The organism is Alcaligenes faecalis (assembly GCF_009497775.1).
Lineage (GTDB): Bacteria > Pseudomonadota > Gammaproteobacteria > Burkholderiales > Burkholderiaceae_B > Alcaligenes > Alcaligenes faecalis_D.
The window spans coordinates 1,198,925-1,219,948 of record NZ_CP031012.1 but is presented as its reverse complement, the minus strand read 5'-3'; the positions used below and the strand labels follow the sequence as shown (position 1 = coordinate 1,219,948).

20 protein-coding genes are annotated in these 21,024 nt (G+C 57.3%); 7 read left to right on the top strand and 13 right to left on the bottom strand.

Annotated features, from left to right (window positions below):
- Positions 1 to 127 precede the first annotated feature (127 nt).
- The 6 genes from folE2 to DUD43_RS05510 all read right to left on the bottom strand — a co-directional run bounded on the left by folE2 (position 128) and on the right by DUD43_RS05510 (position 6,171).
- The gene (gene folE2, locus DUD43_RS05535; protein ID WP_153231543.1) at positions 128 to 931 is read right to left on the bottom strand and encodes a GTP cyclohydrolase FolE2; all 804 of its coding nucleotides are present in this window, start codon (positions 929 to 931) and stop codon (positions 128 to 130) included.
- A 149-nt stretch (positions 932 to 1,080) separates the two neighbouring features.
- On the bottom strand, positions 1,081 to 2,946 hold the full coding sequence (dxs, locus tag DUD43_RS05530; RefSeq protein WP_153229467.1) for a 1-deoxy-D-xylulose-5-phosphate synthase: 1,866 nt from the start codon (positions 2,944 to 2,946) through the stop codon (positions 1,081 to 1,083).
- A gap of 114 nt (positions 2,947 to 3,060) precedes the next feature.
- Positions 3,061 to 3,969 (bottom strand): polyprenyl synthetase family protein, encoded by a 909-nt coding sequence (locus DUD43_RS05525; protein WP_022983568.1) that lies wholly within the window; start codon positions 3,967 to 3,969, stop codon positions 3,061 to 3,063.
- Between the two features lies 1 nt (position 3,970).
- Positions 3,971 to 4,237 (bottom strand): exodeoxyribonuclease VII small subunit, encoded by a 267-nt coding sequence (locus tag DUD43_RS05520; protein WP_003802451.1) that lies wholly within the window; start codon positions 4,235 to 4,237, stop codon positions 3,971 to 3,973.
- A gap of 181 nt (positions 4,238 to 4,418) precedes the next feature.
- Positions 4,419 to 5,270, bottom strand: a complete 852-nt coding sequence (locus DUD43_RS05515; RefSeq protein WP_153229466.1) for a sulfurtransferase — start codon at positions 5,268 to 5,270, stop codon at positions 4,419 to 4,421.
- On the bottom strand, positions 5,263 to 6,171 hold the full coding sequence (locus DUD43_RS05510; protein ID WP_153229465.1) for a DMT family transporter: 909 nt from the start codon (positions 6,169 to 6,171) through the stop codon (positions 5,263 to 5,265). Before DUD43_RS05510 ends, DUD43_RS05515 begins: the two co-directional genes overlap by 8 nt.
- Positions 6,172 to 6,416: 245 nt before the next feature.
- Between DUD43_RS05510 and htpX the strand changes: the two genes are divergently transcribed.
- Positions 6,417 to 7,298: a protease HtpX gene (gene htpX, locus DUD43_RS05505; RefSeq protein ID WP_009457574.1), complete on the top strand. Its 882-nt coding sequence runs from the start codon at positions 6,417 to 6,419 to the stop codon at positions 7,296 to 7,298.
- 88 nt (positions 7,299 to 7,386) lie between these two features.
- Here htpX and DUD43_RS19205 read toward each other — a convergent pair whose 3' ends face one another.
- The 5 genes from DUD43_RS19205 to aceE form a co-directional block, all read right to left on the bottom strand.
- Positions 7,387 to 7,686 (bottom strand): GyrI-like domain-containing protein, encoded by a 300-nt coding sequence (locus DUD43_RS19205; RefSeq protein ID WP_228125905.1) that lies wholly within the window; start codon positions 7,684 to 7,686, stop codon positions 7,387 to 7,389.
- Complete coding sequence (locus tag DUD43_RS19200; protein WP_228125904.1) at positions 7,683 to 7,991, bottom strand: hypothetical protein; 309 nt, start codon at positions 7,989 to 7,991, stop codon at positions 7,683 to 7,685. Before DUD43_RS19200 ends, DUD43_RS19205 begins: the two co-directional genes overlap by 4 nt.
- Before the next feature lie 39 nt (positions 7,992 to 8,030).
- Positions 8,031 to 8,489 carry a GNAT family N-acetyltransferase gene (locus DUD43_RS05495; protein ID WP_153229464.1) on the bottom strand — a complete coding sequence of 153 codons (459 nt, stop codon included), beginning with the start codon at positions 8,487 to 8,489 and terminating at the stop codon, positions 8,031 to 8,033.
- A gap of 62 nt (positions 8,490 to 8,551) precedes the next feature.
- Positions 8,552 to 9,496: an alpha/beta hydrolase gene (locus DUD43_RS05490; protein WP_153229463.1), complete on the bottom strand. Its 945-nt coding sequence runs from the start codon at positions 9,494 to 9,496 to the stop codon at positions 8,552 to 8,554.
- A gap of 185 nt (positions 9,497 to 9,681) precedes the next feature.
- The gene (gene aceE, locus DUD43_RS05485) at positions 9,682 to 12,357 is read right to left on the bottom strand and encodes a pyruvate dehydrogenase (acetyl-transferring), homodimeric type (RefSeq protein WP_153229462.1); all 2,676 of its coding nucleotides are present in this window, start codon (positions 12,355 to 12,357) and stop codon (positions 9,682 to 9,684) included.
- Between the two features lie 177 nt (positions 12,358 to 12,534).
- On the opposite strand from aceE, the gene DUD43_RS05480 reads away from it, so the two are divergent.
- Positions 12,535 to 12,984, top strand: a complete 450-nt coding sequence (locus DUD43_RS05480) for a MarR family winged helix-turn-helix transcriptional regulator (protein WP_153229461.1) — start codon at positions 12,535 to 12,537, stop codon at positions 12,982 to 12,984.
- Between the two features lie 60 nt (positions 12,985 to 13,044).
- Positions 13,045 to 14,709 (top strand): Na/Pi cotransporter family protein, encoded by a 1,665-nt coding sequence (locus DUD43_RS05475; RefSeq protein ID WP_153229460.1) that lies wholly within the window; start codon positions 13,045 to 13,047, stop codon positions 14,707 to 14,709.
- A gap of 91 nt (positions 14,710 to 14,800) precedes the next feature.
- Here the strand turns inward: DUD43_RS05475 and polA are convergent, their stop codons facing one another.
- Positions 14,801 to 17,518, bottom strand: coding sequence for a DNA polymerase I (gene polA / locus DUD43_RS05470; RefSeq protein WP_153229459.1), 2,718 nt, complete (start codon positions 17,516 to 17,518; stop codon positions 14,801 to 14,803).
- Between polA and DUD43_RS05465 the strand changes: the two genes are divergently transcribed.
- The 4 genes from DUD43_RS05465 (at position 17,517) to hisM (ending at position 20,489) form a co-directional block, all read left to right on the top strand.
- The gene (locus DUD43_RS05465) at positions 17,517 to 18,185 is read left to right on the top strand and encodes a TIGR00730 family Rossman fold protein (RefSeq protein ID WP_153229458.1); all 669 of its coding nucleotides are present in this window, start codon (positions 17,517 to 17,519) and stop codon (positions 18,183 to 18,185) included. The genes polA and DUD43_RS05465 overlap by 2 nt on opposite strands.
- Before the next feature lie 102 nt (positions 18,186 to 18,287).
- Complete coding sequence (locus DUD43_RS05460) at positions 18,288 to 19,082, top strand: ABC transporter substrate-binding protein (RefSeq protein WP_153229457.1); 795 nt, start codon at positions 18,288 to 18,290, stop codon at positions 19,080 to 19,082.
- A gap of 16 nt (positions 19,083 to 19,098) precedes the next feature.
- Positions 19,099 to 19,788 (top strand): ABC transporter permease, encoded by a 690-nt coding sequence (locus tag DUD43_RS05455; RefSeq protein ID WP_153229456.1) that lies wholly within the window; start codon positions 19,099 to 19,101, stop codon positions 19,786 to 19,788.
- Positions 19,788 to 20,489: a histidine ABC transporter permease HisM gene (gene hisM, locus DUD43_RS05450; RefSeq protein ID WP_153229455.1), complete on the top strand. Its 702-nt coding sequence runs from the start codon at positions 19,788 to 19,790 to the stop codon at positions 20,487 to 20,489. The genes DUD43_RS05455 and hisM overlap by 1 nt, the downstream gene beginning before the upstream one ends.
- A 75-nt stretch (positions 20,490 to 20,564) precedes the next feature.
- Here the strand turns inward: hisM and DUD43_RS05445 are convergent, their stop codons facing one another.
- Positions 20,565 to 21,023 carry a DUF1641 domain-containing protein gene (locus DUD43_RS05445; RefSeq protein ID WP_194273441.1) on the bottom strand — a complete coding sequence of 153 codons (459 nt, stop codon included), beginning with the start codon at positions 21,021 to 21,023 and terminating at the stop codon, positions 20,565 to 20,567.
- Position 21,024 lies beyond the last annotated feature (1 nt).

Here is a 21,024-nt window from a genome sequence, read left to right as displayed (position 1 = left end):
GATATCGCCTACTACCCGCTGTAAAACCAGTCAGGCACCAAGCGCGACAGCCCGCCCATTCAATCCGGGTCGAGCAAGAAACCATAGATACTAGCACCAAGAAAGGCTGGCTGACAAGCCAAAAGCCTTAGCCCTGCACGCTTGCGTAGGCAGAGTGATTGTGAATCGACTCAAAATTCTCGGCTTCGATGCTATAACGCAACACTCCGGGCAGGCTGCGCACGCTGACGGCCACATCACGCACCAGGTCTTCGACAAACTTGGGATTGTCGTAAGCGTATTCGGTGACGTATTTTTCGTCAGTGCGCTTGAGCAAGCCCCACAGCTGGCAGGATGCCTGCTCTTCAACCGACTTGATCAGCATAGGCAAATCCAGCGCAGCCGGATCCGCAAACACGGCCTGCACGGTGACGTGCGAGCGTTGATTATGCGCACCGTACTCCGAAATGGCCTTGGAGCACGGGCACAGGCTGGTTACGGGAACCAGCACGGACAATTCAAATTCAGGCTGGGCATCCACACCGACACGTGCTGTCCAGCTGACGGTGTAATCCATCAGGCTGGCCACACCCGATACGGGTGCCACTTTTTCCAGGAAAACGGGGAAGGTGGCTGTCATGTCGCCACGCCCGGCATTGAGCAAAGGCAGCATGGCCTGAGCCATCTGCACAAAACCGGCGGGCGTCATGGCTTGACGGCGGTACTCTTCCAGCAAAGCCACAAAGCGCGACATATGGGTGCCTTTTTCTTCGGGTGGCAAGGCCACCGTCAACTCCCATTGCGCCACGGTGGGCACGGCCTGCCCTTGCAGGTCCAGCATCATCGGATGCCGCACCCCGCGCACACCCACGCGCTGAATCGCAACACGGCGTGTATCCATGCTGCTTTGCACATCTGGCATGACCAAAGGCGATTCCGACACTGTATTCATATCCATCAGCTTCAGCTACGACAGAGCCGCAACCGTAAATAAAAACAATAATGAATTATTATCTTACGCTTATCGCAAGCGAGGTTCGATAACCTTAACAAGAACGCGCATATTGGGGTATTTAAACCCTAAACTGTGCAGAAATTGCCTCACGCCTCAAGCAAACTTGAGAAGCGTTCACGAATCGAGCGCTCGATGCCGCCGGCATCCAGACCCAGATCCTGCGCAATTTTCTTCTGATCACCGTGGTCGATGAACTCGTCGGGGTAGCCCAGTTGCAGCACGGGCATCACCAGCGCATCACGGCTGACAAACTCCAGTACCGCGCTGCCTGCGCCACCCATCAAACAGCCTTCTTCCACTGTCACAAACGCCTGATGGCTTTGTGCCAGCTCTTGCAGCAAGGCTTCGTCCATGGGTTTCACAAAACGCATGTCCACCACGGTAGCGTCCAGAACCTCGGCCGCTTTCAGGGCTTCGTGTAATACGGGACCAAAAGCCAGAATGGCCAGATTCTTGCCCTGACGACGCAGATTGGCCTTGCCCAGCGGCACGGTATGCAGTTCCTGATCCACTTCAGCACCGATACCGGCTCCGCGCGGGTAGCGCACCGAGCTGGGCCCTGGGTGCTGATAACAACAGGTCAGCAACAAGCGGGTTTCGTTTTCGTCCGACGGCGTGGCCACCACCATGTTCGGAATGCAGCGCAAAAAGGCGATGTCGTAATTACCGGCATGCGTTGCCCCGTCTGCGCCCACAATACCGGCGCGATCCAGCGCAAACGTGACATCCAGATTCTGCAGGGCCACGTCATGAATCAGCTGATCGTAGCCGCGCTGCAGGAAGGTGGAGTAAATCGCCACAACCGGCTTTTGTCCTTCACAGGCCAAACCACCGGCAAAGGTCACGGCGTGCTGCTCGGCAATGCCCACATCGAAATAACGACGGGGGAATTGCTGCTCGAACTCCACCATGCCACTGCCTTCACGCATGGCGGGGGTAATACCGTACAGACGCTGGTCCTGTTTGGCCATGTCGCACAGCCACTGACCGAAGATCTGCGTAAACGTAGGACGTGGCTTGGTCGTAGGCGTAACCAGACCCACGGAGGGATCAAATTTGCCTGGGCCGTGATAGAGGACCGGGTCGGCCTCAGCCAGCTTGTAACCCTGCCCCTTACGGGTAACCACATGCAGGAACTGCAAACCACCCAGATTACGCAGATTGCTCAAGGTAGAGACCAGCGCATCCAGATCGTGGCCATCAATCGGGCCTACGTAGTTAAAACCCAGCTCTTCAAACAGCGTGGCCGGAGACAGAATCCCCTTGGCGTGGCCTTCAAACTTGCGCGCCAGTTCCAGAACAGGCGGGACATGCTGCAAGACAGTACGGCCCACATTCTTGGCCGCGGCATAGAAGCGGCCCGACATCAGGCGAGCCAGATAATGATTCAGGGCACCCACAGGCGGGGAGATCGACATATCGTTGTCGTTCAGCACCACCAGCACATTCACATCGGGCGTCACACCGGCATTGTTCAGGGCTTCAAACGCCATACCGGCCGTCATCGCGCCATCACCGATCACGGCAATGTGCTGACGCTCGATCCCGGCATTGCGCGAGGCCACGGCCATGCCCAGCACCGCGGAAATCGAAGTCGAGGAATGGGCGGTGCCAAAGTCGTCGTACTCGGACTCGGAGCGTTTGGGGAAACCGGAGATGCCATCTTGCTGACGCAAGCCACCCATCTGATCGCGGCGGCCAGTCAGAATCTTGTGCGGATAGGACTGATGCCCCACATCCCACACGATACGGTCGTGGGGAGTCTCGAACACATAGTGCAAGGCAGTGGTCAGTTCAACCGTGCCCAGATTGGACGACAAATGCCCACCGGTTTTGGATACGGATTGCAGAACAAACTCGCGCAGTTGTCGTGCCAGCTCGGGAAGATCACGTTGATCAAGCTGGCGCAAGTCGGCGGGAGACTGGATCTGCTCTAGGGAAACGGTTGTCATACTAAAGACGTCTATCCGGGCAAATAAGTGAAGCGACTGTCTAAAAACAATCGCCAATCGGCTATTGTAAAACGCTTCTTGGCCTGTGCCAAAGTTGCACAGGCCCTGCGTCGCTTAATGATTGCGACCCACGATGTAGTCAGCCAGTTGCGTCAGGCGTGCCGCGGCAGGCCCCAAGGGGCGCAAGGCCAACTGGGCCTGCTCGTTCAGCGCACCCAGCAGCTCGCGCGATCCGTCCATACCCAGGATGGAGACATAGGTGGGTTTGTTGTCGGCGGCATCTTTACCGGCCGTCTTGCCCAGCGTGGCGGTATCCGCCGTCACGTCCAGAATATCGTCCACAACCTGGAAGGCCAGACCCACAGCCTGGGCGTACTCCTCCAAACCATTACGCACGGTAGAAGACGCACCCGCCACGATACCACCCAGCAAAACACTGGCTTGCAACATGGCGCCTGTTTTCATGCTGTGCATCTCTTGCAGCTGATCGCGGTCCAGGGCGATGCCCACGCTAGCGCAATCAATGGCCTGACCACCGGCCATACCGGCACTGCCCGCGGCCTGAGCCAATTGGGTAATGGCTTGCACAATCAGCGCAGGAGCAATCGGCATTTGGGCCAAGAGCTCGAAAGCCAGGGGTTGCAAGGCATCGCCCGCCAGCATGGCGCAGGCTTCATCAAACTGCACATGGGTGGTCGGGCGACCACGACGCAATTTGTCGTCGTCCATGCAAGGCAAATCGTCATGAACCAGCGAGTAGGCGTGGATCAATTCCACTGCCGCGGCTGCCAGCTCCAGGGCTTTCAATTGGGCAGCCGCCATGGGCTTGCCTTGCAAGGCAGCCTCACCGGCGGCATACACCAGGGCAGCGCGCACGCGCTTGCCACCACCCAGCACGGAGTAGCGCATGGCTTCGTGCAAACGTGCGGGTTCCTGGCTGACAGGGGGCAGCAACTGTTCCAGTACGGTCTCAGTCTGCTCAACCCGCGCCTGCAGCCAATCAGAAAAACTGGTAGAACTCATCTTAACTATCTCCAACAGCTTCATCCCCGGACAAGGGGCGCAGCAGATTGCCTTGCAATACGCTGACTTGTTCTTGTGCAAGGTCCAGCTTGCGCTGACACAATTGGGCTAATTCCACGCCCTGCTCATAAGCCTGCAAAGCCTGCTCCAGCGGCAATGCCCCGCTTTCCATGCGAGCGACCAGCGCTTCCAGTTGTGCCAGAGCGGACTCGAAATCCTGCTGGGCTGGCGCCTGGGCGCTTTGATTATCATCGCGAGATTTAACCATAACTATTCCTGATCAATGAGGGCCGTCCGGACTAGCCGAGGCCCAATTGGAAGTGGCATTGTACGGGAGCCTGCGTCAGGCGGTAGCCTACAAACAGGATAGAGAGTCCGTACCGGGATAAAGCGGTAAAAAAAGCCGCCCTAAGGCGGCTTTTTCAGCACCACGAGGGCAAGTCAGCAAACTAGCTGCGCGCAACAGGCCGGCTGGCGTCGCTGACCCATTCACTCCAGGAGCCGGGATAGATACTGGAGCCGGACAGGCCAGCCAATTCCATGGCAAAAAGATTGTGACAAGCTGTAATGCCCGATCCACACTGATGCACAACCATCTCAGCCGAAATCGCCCCCAGCAAGTCCTGAAACTCCTGGCGTAACTGCTCGGCGGGTTTGAACCGCCCTTGTTCGCCCAGATTATTCAGATGCGAACGGTTAAGCGCGTCGGGGATATGACCCGCGACCGGGTCCATCGGTTCCACATCACCGCGATATCGTTCAGCAGCGCGCGCATCCAGCACGGTAAAGATAGGTTTGGAGAGGTTTTTCAGAACCTGTTCGGTTTGCACGGTAGGCATGGCGGCCTGCTCTGGCACGCTCAATTCAGCCGCGGCTGGGGCAGGTTTGGCCGGACCGCTTTCTTCGGCTCCGCCCAATTGCTGCCAGGCTTGCCAGCCACCGTCCAGAATGGCGACCTGGGGATGACCCAGCCAGCGCAGCATCCACCACATATGGCTGGCGAACAAAGAGCTCTGGGCATCGTAGACCACAACTTGCATACCATCGCGCAAGCCATTTTTCTGCAAAAGCTGCGCCAGCTCCTGACGGCTGGGCAAAGGATGACGGCCATTCAGACCCGTCTTGGGTGCAGCCAGATCGACCTCGTGATCCAGAAACACTGCACCCGGAATATGCCCCTGTTCATAAGCGCGTCGTCCTGCCTGATGGTCGGCCAAATCATGGCGTACATCCAGAATCAGCCACTCCGAATTATTCAGATTGGCCTGGACTTGTTCTGCGCTAATCAGAAATTCAAACACGTTCTGCCTCCTTGACGGGAGCCTGCTCGACTGCCGTGGCCTGACCTCGCAAGATACGATCCTCGCTGTAGGTACGCCAGGCCGACAACAGACCAGACCCAATAATCAATGCCATGCCAGCCCAGGCTAACCAGTCTGGCACATCGCCCCAGAAAGCAATGCCAATCAGGGCGGCGAAAATAATGGTGGTGTATTGCAAGGCTGCGGTCAACAAGGCCGAGCCCAATCCAAAAGCACGCGTCATGGTCAGTTGCCCGAACAAACCGGACAAACCCACCCCCAGCAAGGCCAGCCAGGCGCGCCAGCTGAGCTCGCGCCAGCCTTCCCACAAAAGACCAACCAGACTGGAACAGACGACAAAACAGGAAAACAGCAGCACGGTGCGCCATTCGGGCTCGCCAGAACGGCCCAGGGCACGTACCTGCATCATGGCCACTGCGCTCAAGGCACCGGCACACAGGCCCAGCATGGCGGCCCACCATTGGTCCGGCGTAATACTGGGGCGCAAGACGCCGATCACGCCCATAAAGCCCAGCAGCACCGCAATCAGACGCACAGGATCACGCTGGGTGCCGCCCCAGGCAAGCATCCAGAAAGCAATAAACAAGGGAGCGGTGTAGTTCAGGCTGACGGCGGTGGACAAAGGCAGATTGGCCAGAGCCAGAAAACCCAGCCACATGGAACTGACCCCGGAGACATTACGTCGGATATGCAGTTTCCAGCTTTGAGGAGCTAGCCGTAAACCACGGCTCTTGGCCCAGAAAACCAGAAGAAGTACTGAGGGCACACCCCGGAACAAAACGATTTGCGCCATTGATGCGCCCGCATCGGCGGACACTTTGACACAGGCCCCCATAATGGCAAACATGGCGCAGGCTACCAGCATCCACAATGACTGCATGTGATCAGACCAAATCAGTAATAAGGGAAAGCCATTACTATACTCCCCACCTTGTAAAAGTGGCCCGGTAACCCCATATCCAGACCACTTACACAACAGCATAAAAGACAGCTCAAGAAACTATCTTGTCCAAAAGCTGACTAAAAGCTGAATCTTTTATTGTCCCGCCTGGAATCAAGGCTAAAATTCGCGCAGATCGTGTTCTCACGATCACGATTTTTTCTGTCACACCGGAATCCGCATTCATGAAACGAATTGTCCTTTTCTTAATCACCAACCTGGCCGTCATGCTGGTGCTCAGCGCCTCCATGAATATTTTGGGTGTGGGACGTTACCTGAACGCGCAAGGTCTGGACCTGACTCAATTGCTGATTTTCTCGGCTTTGGTCGGTTTTACCGGCGCCATCATTTCCTTGCTGATGAGCAAATGGATGGCCAAGCAAAGCGTGAACGCCCGTGTCATTGACCCGAACGCCCCCGCCAATGCCGAAGAAGCCTGGCTGGTGGATACCGTGCACCAACTGGCCGACCGTGCCGGTATTGGCCGTCCTGAAGTGGCTATCTACGAAGGCGAGCCCAATGCCTTTGCCACCGGCGCGTTCAAGAATGATGCTCTGGTCGCCGTGTCCACCGGCTTGCTGCGCGGCATGACCGAAGAAGAGGTCATGGCCGTGCTGGGCCACGAGGTCGCCCACATTGCCAATGGCGACATGGTTACCCTGACCTTGATCCAGGGCGTGGTGAACACCTTTGTGATCTTCCTGGCCCGTCTGGCCGGCTACTTTGTGGACCGCGTGCTGCTGCGCAATGATCGCGACGTGGGCATGGGTTACTACGCCTCGGTCTTTGTGTTCGAGCTGATTTTTGGTGTGCTGGCCTCCATCATCGTGGCCTGGTTCTCGCGTCAGCGTGAGTACCGTGCCGATGCTGGTTCCGCCCAGTTGCTGGGTTCGCGTCAGCCCATGATCCATGCACTGGCCCGTCTGGGCGGCATGGCTCCTGGCGAACTGCCCAAGAACTTTGAAGCCTCCGGTATCTCGGGTGGTCGTTCGATCAGCGCGATCTTCGCCTCCCACCCTCCTATCGCTGCACGTATCCAGGCCTTGCAAAGCGCCCAGTCGGTCTAAGACTACTGGCGGCCTGAACGGCACAGCCCAATAAAACGCCCCAAAAGCCTATGTGCTTTTGGGGCGTTTTTTATACCTTGACCTGAACTTAGCATATCGGCTGCCGGACGATCATCTTGTGCCGACTCGACGACGCCTTGCTCCAGTCATTCAGATAGATCTCGTGGTACACGCCCAAAGGCTCCAGCCCTTCCTGCGGCAGGAACCTGGTATAGAGCTGCGACAACAAAACCGACAGCTCTGCCTGGGAACCCACGTGCATCACCTGCACGCACTTGCCCTCTGTCACGGCTTCCCAGCGAGGAGCCGGCGCATTCCCCAACTGAGCGCGCATCTGGGCCACTGCGCCTTCCAGCCCCGCCTTGTCAGCCCACACAGGCAGCGTCACTGTACACGCCATTGCCAGTTTTCCCGCCGCCCTGCTTCCAGATCTTTCGAATCATCAGCCCAGTACAGAATTTCAACCGGCGCTTCCATAAAGTCACGGCCCATGCGCTGGCGTGCCTCCCGACGGATAGGCTCGATAGCCATCTGCAAGGTCTTGATGGCCACCCCCACCGCCGCAGGCTCGGGCGCACCTTGGCCATCCAAAATGGCAAATGGCAAAGTCGGCACGTCCAGCACCCGGAAATGGTGCTGCAACGGCGCATACAACATCTTCAGGGTTCCAACGTCCTGACTTAAATCAATCATGTTTTCCTCAGCCATAAGGGGTCTCACACAACTCCAAACTTAATCAGCAAAGTGATATTCCAAAATATCGTCACCGAACTCATCACGCTGGCCGCTTTCGGTCCAGCCCAAATGACGATAGAAACCATGGGAGCGCACCTGAGGATCACTATTACAGGCCAGGAACAGGCGCATAAAACCACGCTCCTGCAAATCCTGCATCATCTGTGTCAGCAGACGACGGCCCAACCCCAGGCTTTCGTATTCAGGCAATAGCGCCAGCACCATGATCTCGCCGCTCTCGCTATCACCAAAGCAATAGCCAGCCATCTGCTCATCGACCAGGGCGACATAACCGGGGCAACTGCCATCCTTGATACCGGCGGCCCAACTTTCGGCGGTAATCCCCAGGGCCGCCAGGTCCTGCTCGGAAAAGGCATTCTCGCGGGTCAGTCCCCGAATACGCAGGCATTCGCGGGCGTCTTCAGGCACCGCAGCGCGCAAGATTGTCTTGCTCATTCACTACTCCAATAAAAAGAACGCGGACGACAAGTCATCACCTTGCCGACCATAAAAAAGACTTAAGGGGTGCCGCACTTGAACTGATTTAGCCACTGGGCAATATCCCCCACCACCTGTGGCATGGCCGAACTGCCGTCGGGCTGATTCATGCCATGGTCCAGATCGGGATAGGTACGCCACACCAGATGTGAGTTATCAACCTGAACCAGCATCTCGGCAGCCGCTTGCGGCGAGACCGAGGTATCGCGTCCGGACTGGATCACCAGCGTAGGGATGTCAATTTTTCGCAGCACATCGGCCTGATCCAGATTCAGCATTTGCTGCCACCAGTCCCGACCATGCTGACTCATCTCGGTATCCAGACCAGCCTTGGCCTGCTTCAGAAAGTCGCCCAGGCCCTCCAGCATGGCTTGCTTGTCAACGGCCGGCATATCCTCCACCGACACGCTATAGAGCACATCATCCTGGAACCAGCGCCCACCGCCATTAAAACTGACGGCGGCATCCAGATAAGGGGTCCGGGCCGCCAGCAGATGGACGATGACCGCTCCTTCACTGCCACCCAAGGCAAAGAGCTTGTCATAGCGGGTCTGGCTTTGCAGCTGTTTTAAAACCGCCTCCAGATCAGCCACACGCTGTTGTGGGTTGTCGCGCTGAATATAGTCTGTCGGGCAGTCGCCGCGCTCGGGATCGTCGCTGGCGGGCAAAGCCGCTGTCAGCGCATATTTTTCCACGGCCAGCACCTGGGCTTGCGGGCGCGCCTTGGCCAGGGTTTCCCAGACGACTTTCTTGTGTGCCACGCTATTGCAGTCCGAGCCCTGCACAATCAGAAGCAGTTCATGCACACCATCTTGAGGGGCGATAGCAGGCTGGACGTAATAATGAATGGTGCTGCCATCCGCACGCGCCAATTCATGAGGCTGCGCTTGAGCATAAGCCTGGCTGCCCAAGGTACCCAAGACAACAAGGCCCGCCAGGCGGGCCAGAAAAATAGAATAATCCATGCCGTACTGTGGCACAGAATGATGAAGATTTGATGGAGAAAATGGCGGGCCCGCCGCCATGAAAAGGGACCAGCCAGCAAAGGGCTGACCTGACCGGGGGAGACATCAGGCCATCACACCCTTTGCTGGCTGGTGTCCCGCCGCCGGTCGCCATTTGCCCAAAAAGACGACCGGACTGGCAAGACTCAAGGCTTCATGGGATTGGTCTTTTCAGGGTTGATCTGATAGCGCTGCAAGGCATCGCTGACCAAGGAACGCGGCATCGAGCCTTCGTCGGCCAGGGCTTTCAAGGCCGAGACCACGATGAAGTGCCGATCCACTTCAAAGAACTCGCGCAGCGACGCACGTGTGTCGGAACGCCCAAAGCCGTCCGTACCCAAGGCCAGCAAACGACGCTCTGGCAGGAATGGCCGGATCTGCTCACCCACAATCTTCATATAGTCTGTTGCGACCACAATCGGGCCTGCATGCCCTTCCAGGCAAGATTGCACATAAGGAATGCGCGGCTCGCTTTCCGGATGCAAGGTGTTCCAGCGTTCTGTGTCCAGACCATCACGACGCAGCTCGTTCAGGCTGGGCGCACTCCACACATCGCTGGCCACGCCAAAGTCGTCTTGCAGCAATTGCGCGGCAGCCAGCACTTCCATCAGGATCGAGCCACTACCCATCAACTGCACACGCGGCGCCTTGGCTTTTTGCTGCGGTCCCGCCTGCAAGAGATACAGCCCTTTGATAATGCCCTGCTCCACGCCTTCCGGCATCTCGGGATGCGGGTAGTTTTCGTTAAGCACGGTAATGTAATAGAACACGTCCTCCTGATCCTGATACATGCGACGAATACCGTCTTGCATGATCACAGCCAGCTCATAGGAGAAGGTGGGGTCGTAAGAGCGGCAGCTAGGCACCACGCTGGAGAGCACATGGCTATGACCATCGTCGTGCTGCAAGCCTTCGCCCATCAAGGTGGTACGGCCCGAGGTTGCCCCAAACAGGAAGCCCCGTGTCCGTGCATCCGCTGCGGCCCAGATAAAGTCCCCTACTCGCTGGAAGCCGAACATGGAATAGAAAATAAAGAGCGGAATCGTGGGAACACCGTGATTGCTATAGGCCGTGCCTGCTGCAATCCAGGAGGAGATTGCCCCGGACTCATTCAGACCTTCCTGCAAGATCTGCCCGTCCTTGGCCTCTTTGTAATAGCTCAGCTGGCCGGCATCCTGCGGCGTGTACAACTGCCCTAAATAAGAGTGGATACCAATCTGGCGGAACAGACCTTCCATCCCGAAGGTGCGCGACTCATCCGGCACGATAGGCACAATCAATTGACCCAGCACCGGGTCTTTCAACAAGGTGCTCAAGATACGAACAAAAGCCATGGTCGTGGACAGGCCACGCTCCCCAGTGCCTTTCAGCTGGGCCGCGAAGCTGTCCAAGGTGGGCACCGTCAAGGCAGGAACAGAGGTTCTGCGGGATGGTACAAAGCCACCCAAGGCAGCACGACGCTGCTGCAAGTACACCGCTTCCGGGCTACCTGGCTCAGGACGCAGATAAGGCAGCTCTTCCAGTTGCTCATCCGTAACGGGGAGCTGGAAACGATCCCTGAAGGCACGCACGGCATCTGCGCTCATTTTCTTGAGCTGGTGATTGATGTTCTGGCCTTCACCGGCCTCGCCCATGCCAAAACCTTTCACGGTTTTCACCAGAACTGCGGTCGGCCCACCATGGCTGTTGCGCGCGGCTTGCGCATAAGCGGCGTAGACCTTGTCGGGATCGTGACCACCACGGGCCAGAGCCCAGATATCGTCGTCCGACAAATCCGCCACCAGTTCCAGCAGTTCGGGATACTTGCCAAAGAAGTGCTCGCGCACATAGGCACCGTTTTGCGACTTGAAGGTCTGGTAGTCCCCGTCCACGCACTCCATCATGCGTTTGCGCAGCAAGCCGGTTTTATCCTTGGCCAGCAGATCGTCCCAGCCTGCGCCCCAAATCACCTTGATGACATTCCAGCCTGCGGCACGGAAGGTCGCTTCCAACTCCTGAATGACTTTGCTATTGCCACGCACAGGGCCGTCCAGACGCTGCAAATTGCAGTTGACCACGAAAATCAGGTTGTCCAGCTTTTCACGGCCACCCACGGCAATAGCGGACAGAGACTCGGCCTGATCCATTTCACCATCACCCAGGAACGCCCAGACCTTGCGGCCATCCATGGGCTTCAGGCCCCGGAAATCCAGATAGCGCATGTAGCGTGCCTGATAAGCAGCCATCAATGGGCCCAGACCCATGGACACGGTGGGGAACTGCCAGAACTCGGGCATCAAACGAGGGTGCGGGTAAGACGGCAGGCCACGACGTCCAGCCTCACGGCGGAAGTTGTCCATCTGCTCATCGTCCAGACGCCCTTCTACATAAGCACGGCCATAGATGCCGGGGGCGGAGTGGCCCTGTATATAGACCAGATCACCGTCAAAGCTTTCAGTGCGACCCCGGAAAAAATGGTCAAAGCCCACGTCGTACAGGACCGCCGCAGACTGATAAGTAGCAATGTGTCCACCCACATTGGAATGCCGACCGGCACGCAGCACCATGACCATGGCGTTCCAGCGCACATAGGCATTGAGCTTGCGCTCCAGTTCCTTGTCGCCAGGGTACGGGGTTTGCTGATGCACCGGGATGGTATTCACATACGAGGTGGTCACGCGCGTATACAGGTCACCATGATGACGCGCATCGAAATCCAGCAATTGATCAATCAGATAGTGAGCACGGGGGCGTCCTTCTGCCGCGGTGACCGATTCCAGGGCATCAAGCCACTCGGCCGTCTCTTGTGGGTCCACATCCGCGATCTGCAAAGCGTGATTCATAACAATCTCCAGGTGGATAGGCCGGATCCGCCACGCGACGTCCTCACGGCCTGAACAAGACGCAGGGCAGGACAGACCCTCACCCATACGATTGCAATTGCAACTACTTTATGAGCGCATCTTATCCGCGTATAATTGCATTTGCAACTAAAAAATAAATTCCTGGGGGAAAGAACGATGAGTCGCTCCGATGCTGATCTGTGGTTTTCCTTTGTGCGGGCGCACCGCAGCATCCTGAAAGAAATCGAACGCAGACTGGCTGCCGAAAAGTTGCCACCCTATGCCTGGTACGACGTGCTGTGGGGGCTGGAAAGCGGGCCGGAGGGAACCCGTCGCATGCATGAGCTGGCCGATCGGCTGGTCATAGAGCGCTATAACCTGACACGACTGGTTGACCGACTGGAAGCCCAGGGGCTGGTCCAGCGCAGTCGCTCCTCGGAAGATGGCCGTGCCGCCTTTGCCAGCATCACGGATGAAGGTCGAGCTTTACGCAAACAGATGTGGCAGATCTACCAGGGCGCCGTACAGGAGCTGTTCCTGTCAGCCTTTTCCGATCAGGAACAGACGGAGTTTGCGCAAGGGCTGGATCAGGCCGCCCGACAAGCGCGGCAATCTTCCAACACCTAGATGTGTCTAACTGATACCTGAGACTCACGCTTGTAAGATGCGCTGGGCTATTATTTAGCAATGAAAGAAATCTTCGCACTTCTCGATTTCGGGGGTTATATCGCCTTGCTCCTGTGGGGTATCCACATGGTGCAAAGCGGTGTGCAACGCGCCTTTGGTGCCGAACTGGGCATCTGGATGGGCCATGCCCTGGGCCGCCCCCGCCGTGCTTTTGTTGCCGGAGCGGCCATTACCGCCGCCATTCAAAGCAGTACCGCCACCGGGCTGATGATTACCAGCTTTGCCGCCACCGGCATGGTTGCCCTGGTTCCGGCCCTGGCCGCAATGTTGGGCGCCAATGTGGGCACGACGCTGATCGTGCAACTGCTGTCCTTCAAGATGACCGCGCTGGCCCCCGCCCTGATTCTTCTGGGTGTCTGGCTGTTCCGCTCGCAAGAGCCTGGACGCCGTCGCGATCTGGGCCGCGTCTTTATTGGTCTGGGCCTTTTGCTGCTGTCCTTGCATGAACTGGTGGGTCTGTTCTCGCCCATTCAGGACGCCCCACTGCTGCAAACCATTCTGGAAGCGCTGGCAGGCAGCCCCATGACGGGCATGCTGCTCGCCGCCCTGCTGACCTGGGCCGCGCACTCCAGCGTGGCCATTGTGGTGCTGATCATCTCGCTGGCCAGCCATCAGCATATGGACCCACAGCTGACCTATGCGCTGGTCCTGGGTGCCAACGTGGGCACGGCCATCAACCCAATTCTGGAAGGGGCTGGCAGCACCAAGGACCCAGCCAACAAACGCCTGCCCATCGGGAACTTGGGCACACGTGTGTTTGGTTGTCTGGTCGGCATGATTGTGCTGCCCTGGATTCCGGATTTGATGAGCTGGTTCACCGATGACCCGGCCCGTGCCGTGGCCAACTTCCACACCTTCTTCAATCTGGCCGTGGCAGCCCTGTTCCTGCCTTTGCTCAAACCCTATTCGCGCTTGCTGAGCCGTTATCTGCCCCGTCGCACCGACCCGGATGATCCGGGCCTGCCCCTGTATCTGGACCAGTCCGCTCAGGAAGTGCCTGCCGTGGCCTTGGGCAATGCCGCACGGGAAGCTCTGCGCCTGTCCGATATGTTGCAGGAAATCCTGGATACGGCCCGCCAGAACATGCTGAACAATAGCGCCCAGAGCATTAACCATGCGCGCTATATCAGCAATGCCGTCAACCGACTGGAACCGCTGATCACCACTTATCTGGCCAGCATGGACCAGGAAAACCTGAGCAAGAAAGATACCCGTCGTCTGAACGATATTCTGACTTTCTCCACCAATATCTCGCATGCCGCCACGATCAGCGTCAATGGCTTGCTCAGCCATACCGCCAAGCTGCGCAAGCAAGGCTGGATACTGCAATCGGAAGAACAGGCCGAGATCGGCAAGGTCATGGACAGGCTGATCCGCAACCAGCGTCAGGCAGCCGCCCTGTTTGTGGCTGAGGATGTAAAAACCGCCCGCTTCCTGGCCTTTGAAAAGGATTTCTTCCGCGAATTGGAAGTGGCGGCGGGAGACCGTCATATTCGCCAAATCAAGGCCGGTCAGCTGGACTCCGCCGAGCAGGGCTCCTTGTACCTGGAGATTTTGCGCGACGTGCGCACCATCAACTCCTATCTGGTCAGCGCTGCGGCCTATCCGATTCTGGCCAAGCACGACGAGCTGCTGCCCAACCGGGTACGCGCCAACGAGGAATAAACAGACTGCAGCCAGACGGTGAAAACAAACCGCTCTACTACAAAAAAAGGCGACCATCAGGTCGCCTTTTCCTTTAGCCTGCCAAGAAGCCTTAGTGAGCCTGTTCCCAGTTGTCGCCCACGCCGACTTCAGCCACCAGCGGCACATCCAGCTTGGCCACATTGCACATCAGGCCCGGCAGGTTTTCACGCAAAACATCCAGCTCGTCTTCGGGTACATCGAATACCAGTTCGTCATGTACCTGCATGACCATTTGCGTGCGCAACCCCTTTTCTTCCAGCCAGCGCTGCACAGCCACCATGGCCATCTTGATCAGGTCAGCCGAGGTGCCCTGCATCGGTGCGTTAATGGCGGCACGTTCTGCACCGGCCATACGCGGCCCTTTCGCGCCTTTCAGTTCAGGCAACCACAGGCGGCGACCGAACACGGTTTCCACATAACCCTGCTCATGGGCCTGGGCCTTGATGCGAGTCATGTAGCTGGCCACGCCAGGATAGCGAGCGAAGTAGCGATCAATATAGGCACGGGCCGCATCACGGGTAATGCCCAGATTGCTGGCCAGACCGAATTCGCCCATGCCGTAGATCAGACCAAAGTTAATCGCCTTGGCCGCACGACGCTGGTCCGAGCTGACATCCTTGGCATCCACACCAAAGATCTCGGCAGCGGTTGCCGTATGCACGTCCCCGCCCTGCTCAAACACCTGCTGCAGATTTTCGTCGCCCGACACATGGGCCATCACGCGCAATTCGATCTGGGAATAGTCAGCCGAGACCACTTTGCCCAGTTCGGACACAAAGGCGGCACGAACACGGCGGCCTTCTGCGGTACGTACAGGAATGTTCTGCAAGTTGGGATCGGAAGAAGCCAGACGCCCGGTAATGACAGCAGCCTGCGCATAACGGGTATGTACACGACCACTGTCCGGATTCACCATTTTGGGTAGCTTGTCGGTGTAGGTGGACTTGAGCTTGGCCAGACCACGGTATTCCAGCAGCACCTGCGGCAAGGGGTAATCCTGAGCCAAACGCGTCAGAACATCTTCATCAGTAGAAGGAGCGCCGCTGGCTGTTTTACGCACCACCGGGATACCCAGCTTGCCGAACAGAATCTCGCCCACTTGCTTGGGGGAATTCATATTGAAAGGCTGGTCAGCCAGCTCATAGGCCTTGTTTTCCAGCTCCAGCATTTTCTGGCCCAGCTCGTGGCTTTGACGCGCCAAGGTAGGCACATCAATCTTGACGCCATTGCGCTCCACAATGGTCAGCACATCCGAAGCCTGCACTTCCAGTAGATAGATACGCTCCAGACCTTCTTCCTTGGCCACTTGAGGACGCAGGCACTGATGCAGACGCAAGGTGTAGTCCGCATCTTCGCAGGCATATTGCGAGGCCACCGGAATATCCACCTCGTCAAAGCCGATCTGCTTGGCACCCTTGCCGCAAATATCCTCGTAAGACGCACCTTTCAGACCCAGCCATTGCAAGGCCAGCTCTTCCATGCTGACGCGCTTGTGCGATTGCAAGACATAAGCCTGCAACATGGTGTCCTCGCAGATGCCGCGCAAGCTGACTTTTTCATTCAGCAGGACATGGGTATCGTACTTGGCGTTATGCAGTACCTTGGCCGCCTCGGCGTTTTCCAACCAGGGGCGCAGGGTTTCCAATACATAGTCTTTATCCAGCTGTTCCACATCCAGCGAGCCACGGTGGGCCACCGGCACATAGAAAGCCTGACCCGCCTTGACTGACACCGACAAACCCACCAGACGCGCCATCAAGGGGTCCAAGGAGGTGGTTTCCGTATCCAGCGCCACCAGCTCGGCCTTTTCCAGCAGGCTTAGCAGGGACTGCAACTGTTCTTTAGTCGTGACGGTCTGGTAATCCAGTTCAGCCGGCGCAGCAGGCGTTTCAGCCTCCACACGAGCATCCTGGGCGGGCACGCGCTTGGGATCATCCGTCAGTTCGCGCAACCAGGTGCGGAAACCAAAGGTCTCGTAGATATCCTGCAACACGGCATTGTCGCGGGGCTCCGGCTCCAGAGCGCCGAAATCGCCCGTGAAGCCGGGCACCTCGCAATCGAGCTTGACCGTGACCAACTTGCGCGTCATGTCAAAGTTGGAGCTGAAATCGCGCAGGTTCTGGCCGGCCACACCCTTGATTTTGTCGGCATGCTGCAACAGTTCGTCCAGGCTGCCATATTCGCCCAACCACTTGGCGGCCGTCTTGGGACCTACCTTGGGAACACCGGGAATATTGTCCGAGGTGTCGCCAATCAGCATCAAATAATCGATAATTTGATCCGGGCGTACCCCGTACTTATTGGTAACGCCTTCTACATCCAGCGTCTCGTTACTCATGGTGTTGACCAACTGCACATGCTCATTGACCAACTGGGCCAGGTCCTTGTCTCCGGTAGACACCACGGTCTCGATGCCATTTTCAGCCGCCAGACGGGAAAGCGTGCCGATGATATCGTCGGCCTCCACGCCGGACTGACAAATCAGATGCCAGCCCATGGCGCGTACCGCTTTGTGAATAGGCTCTATTTGCACCGCCATATCTTCGGGCATGGAGGGCCGGTTAGCCTTGTATTGATCGTACAGATCGTCCCGGAATGTGCGGCCTTTGGCATCAAAAACGCATACCATATAGTCCGCTTGATAATCCTGTAGCAGACGGCGCAGCATATTGATGACCCCGTACAAGGCGCCTGTAGGCTGGCCTTGCGCGTTTCGCAGATCGGGCATCGCATGGTACGCTCGGTACAGATAGCTGGAACCATCAACGAGCAACAAGGTTTTTTTCATGTCTAACAATAAAATCGTCCGTTTACCGGCCTCTGAGCAGATTCCTACCATCATGAAGGAGCTGCAAACTGCGGTCGATACATTAAAAGAAATGGGTGCTGGCGTTAGTGTTTTCGGCAGCGCACGCATCAAACCCGGTCATCCCTACTACGAACTGGCCCAGGAACTGGGTCGTCGTCTGGCCGAAGCGGGCGTCACCCTGATTGCAGGCGGCGGTCCTGGCCTGATGGAAGCAGCCAATAAAGGCGCGTACGAAGCAGGCGGGCAAAGTATTGGCCTGAATATACGCTTGCCCCACGAAACCACCAACAACCCTTACCAGACACAAAGTCTGCAGTTCGAGTACTTCTACTCGCGCAAGGCCACCTTCTTCATGCACAGCTGGGCCTACATTGCCCTGCCTGGCGGTTTCGGTACCCTGGACGAGCTGTTTGAAGTCATGACCCTGGTTCAAACAGGCAAAGTCCCACCCGCACCCATTGTACTGATCGGCACTTCCTTTTGGTCCGGCCTGATCGACTGGATTGGTGACCAATTGATGGAGATGGGTCTGATCGGCCCCAAAGACCTGAATTTGCTGGTCGTAACCGACGATCTGGACGAAGTCATGACCTACATTAACCAGTGTTGCGTACTGCCTAGGGCGGAACCCGCATTGCCCCAGTAAGGCGTACGGGTTAAATTTGCAGTCTTTCTTCGGCCCTCCATCAGCAGGGCCGAATTTGTATTGAATGCCACAAGCTAGTCGATATTTGCCGGAGTCCTCCACATGAACAAAATGCTTGCCCGCCTCCTGATGGTGGCTTTTTGCAGTGCCTTAGTGCCCGCTGCTGCCCATGCAGCCGGGCCGTCCGAAATCCGTTTTGCCACTGAAGCGGGCTATCCCCCCTTCGAGTTTCTGGACCCCAGTGGCGAGCTGCAAGGCTTTGACATCGACATCGGCAACGAAATCTGTAAGCGCCTGCAAGCCAAGTGCGTGTGGATCGACCAGTCCTTTGACAGCCTGATCCCCGGCCTGCAAGCGCGCAAGTTCGATCTGGCCAACTCCACCATGACTGCTACCGAGGCACGCGCCAAGGTCATCGACTTTAGCGAACCCATGTACATCGTGCCGGTTCGTCTGGCCGCCCGCAAAGGCAGCGGCTTTGAGCCCACCGCCGAGTCCCTGAAAGGCAAGCGCGTCGGCGTGCAGCAAGGCACGACAATGGAAACCTATGCGCGCCAGAACTGGGCCAATAACGGGGTGACCGTTGTGGCCTACCCCAGCTACACCGACGCGTTCAATGACCTTGCCGGTGGCCGCGTGGACGCCACTTTCCAGGAAGCCCAGAACGCCGTCGAAGGCTTTTTGAGCAAACCAGCCGGTGCCGACTTTGAACTGACCGGCAGCACCGTGGACGACAGTCCAATTCTGAACGAGCCTATCGCCATGGGCATTCGCAAGGGCAACAAGAAACTCAAGAAAACCGTTGATGAAGTTCTGCGCGAAATGAAGGCCGATGGCACCATGCAGACCTTTGCCGACAAGTACTTCCAAAAAGAAAACATTCGCATCGCGCCCTGACCTGGATACCTGAACCATGTTGCTTTACGGTTATGGGCCGCAGTTGCTGGTCGGCACCTGGGAAACCATCAAACTGGCCGTGCTCTCACTGCTGGTTTCCCTGGTGCTGGGTCTGGTCGCTGCCCTGATGAAACTGTCCCGCGCCTCGCTGCTGCGTTGGGTGGGCGGTTTGTATACCACCTTGATCCGGGGCGTCCCGGACCTGGTGCTCTTGATGCTGTTCTTTTTCAGCCTGCAAATCTGGCTGAACGAGCTGACTGACTGGCTGGAATGGGACATGATCGAGATTGATCCCTTTGGCGCCGGTGTGGTCACGCTGGGTTTTATTTATGGCGCTTACTTTGCCGAAACCTTCCGTGGCGCCCTGATGGCCATCCCCAAAGGCCAGATGGAAGCCGGCAAGGCCTGTGGCTGGAGCGCCTGGCAGGTTTTGCACCGCATCCAGATCCCACAAATGATGCGCTACGCATTGCCTGGACTGGGCAACAACTGGCAAATCCTGCTCAAATCCACTGCGCTGGTGTCCCTGATCGGCCTGAGCGATGTGGTCAAGATTGCGCAAAACGCCGGTAACGCGACCTTCAACTCCTTCCTCTTTGTTGGCATCACCGCCCTGATCTATCTGGGCCTGACCGCTGTCAGCAATATCGGGCTGAGCTACCTGGAGCGACGCTACAACATTGGCGTGAAAGGAGCGCAGTTCTAATGGATGTTCTGAACGAATTCTGGCGCGCCTATCTGTACCAAAGCAATGGTCAGCTCTCGGGTCTGGCCATGACGCTCTGGCTGCTGGTGATCTCGGTTGCCATCGGCTTTTTCCTGTCGATTTTCATGGCCATTGGCCGTGTTTCGGGCAAAGCCTGGCTGTCGCGCCCTATTGGTGCCTTCACCTATTTTTTCCGCGGTACTCCCTTGTACGTGCAGATCCTGCTGATCTACACCGCCATGTACAAGCTGGCCATCATCAAATCCGTGCCTGCACTGGAAGCCTTCTTCATGAGCGGCTTCAACTGCATGATTCTGGCGCTGACCTTGAACACTGTTGGCTACACCACCGAGATTTTTGCCGGGGCCATCCGCTCCATGCCTCCCGGTGAAGTCGAGTCGGCGCGTGCCTATGGCATGTCCGGCTGGACCTTGTACCGCCGCGTGATTCTGCCGCAAGCCTTGCGCCGCGTCCTGCCCGCTTACAGCAATGAAGTGGTCCTGATGCTGCACGCCACCTCGCTGGCCTTTACCGCTACCGTTCCTGACCTGCTCAAGATCGCGCGTGATGCCAATGCGGCCACCTACCAGACCTTTACCTCCTACGGGATTGCTGCACTGATTTACCTGTGCGTGTCCTTCATTCTGGTCGGTATTTTCCGTATCGTGGAAAAACGCCAAATGGCGTTCTTGAATCACTGAACGCTGAGGTGCTGAGCAAAAAAATGGGCCGCTTGCAAAAGCGGCCCATTTTTCTTTAGCGATACAGCTATCGCATCAGTCCCCCGTGTGATCCAGGTTCTGATAACGCATCTGGCGTCCCATCACACCGGCCATCATCAGAAAGAAAGTCAGACCGCGACGCACTTCCGGCTCCTTGGCCAGGCGTATAAGCCCCATCAGGGTCGGTGTGGTCTCCGTAGCCCGCACCTGGTCCGAAGCCATACGTGCCGCGTTTCCAACCGACCAGGCGGCTCCTACGCCCTCCTCAAAGCCCTTCATAAGCTTTTCAAGCATGTAGTCGTCCGTCATATCCACCAGATCGGCCAGCAGGGACACCGCATCCACTACCCGATTCAGGCGACCACCGGCCAGCAAAGGCTCGATCTTGCCGATCAGTTCGTCCAGGCCCTTGATGCCAGGGTCTTCTCCCAGCAAGCTTTCCAGGGCTGTTGGTTTTTTCTGAGCCGCACCCGCATCTTCGGGGTTCAAGGATTTATCCGATACCGAATTCATC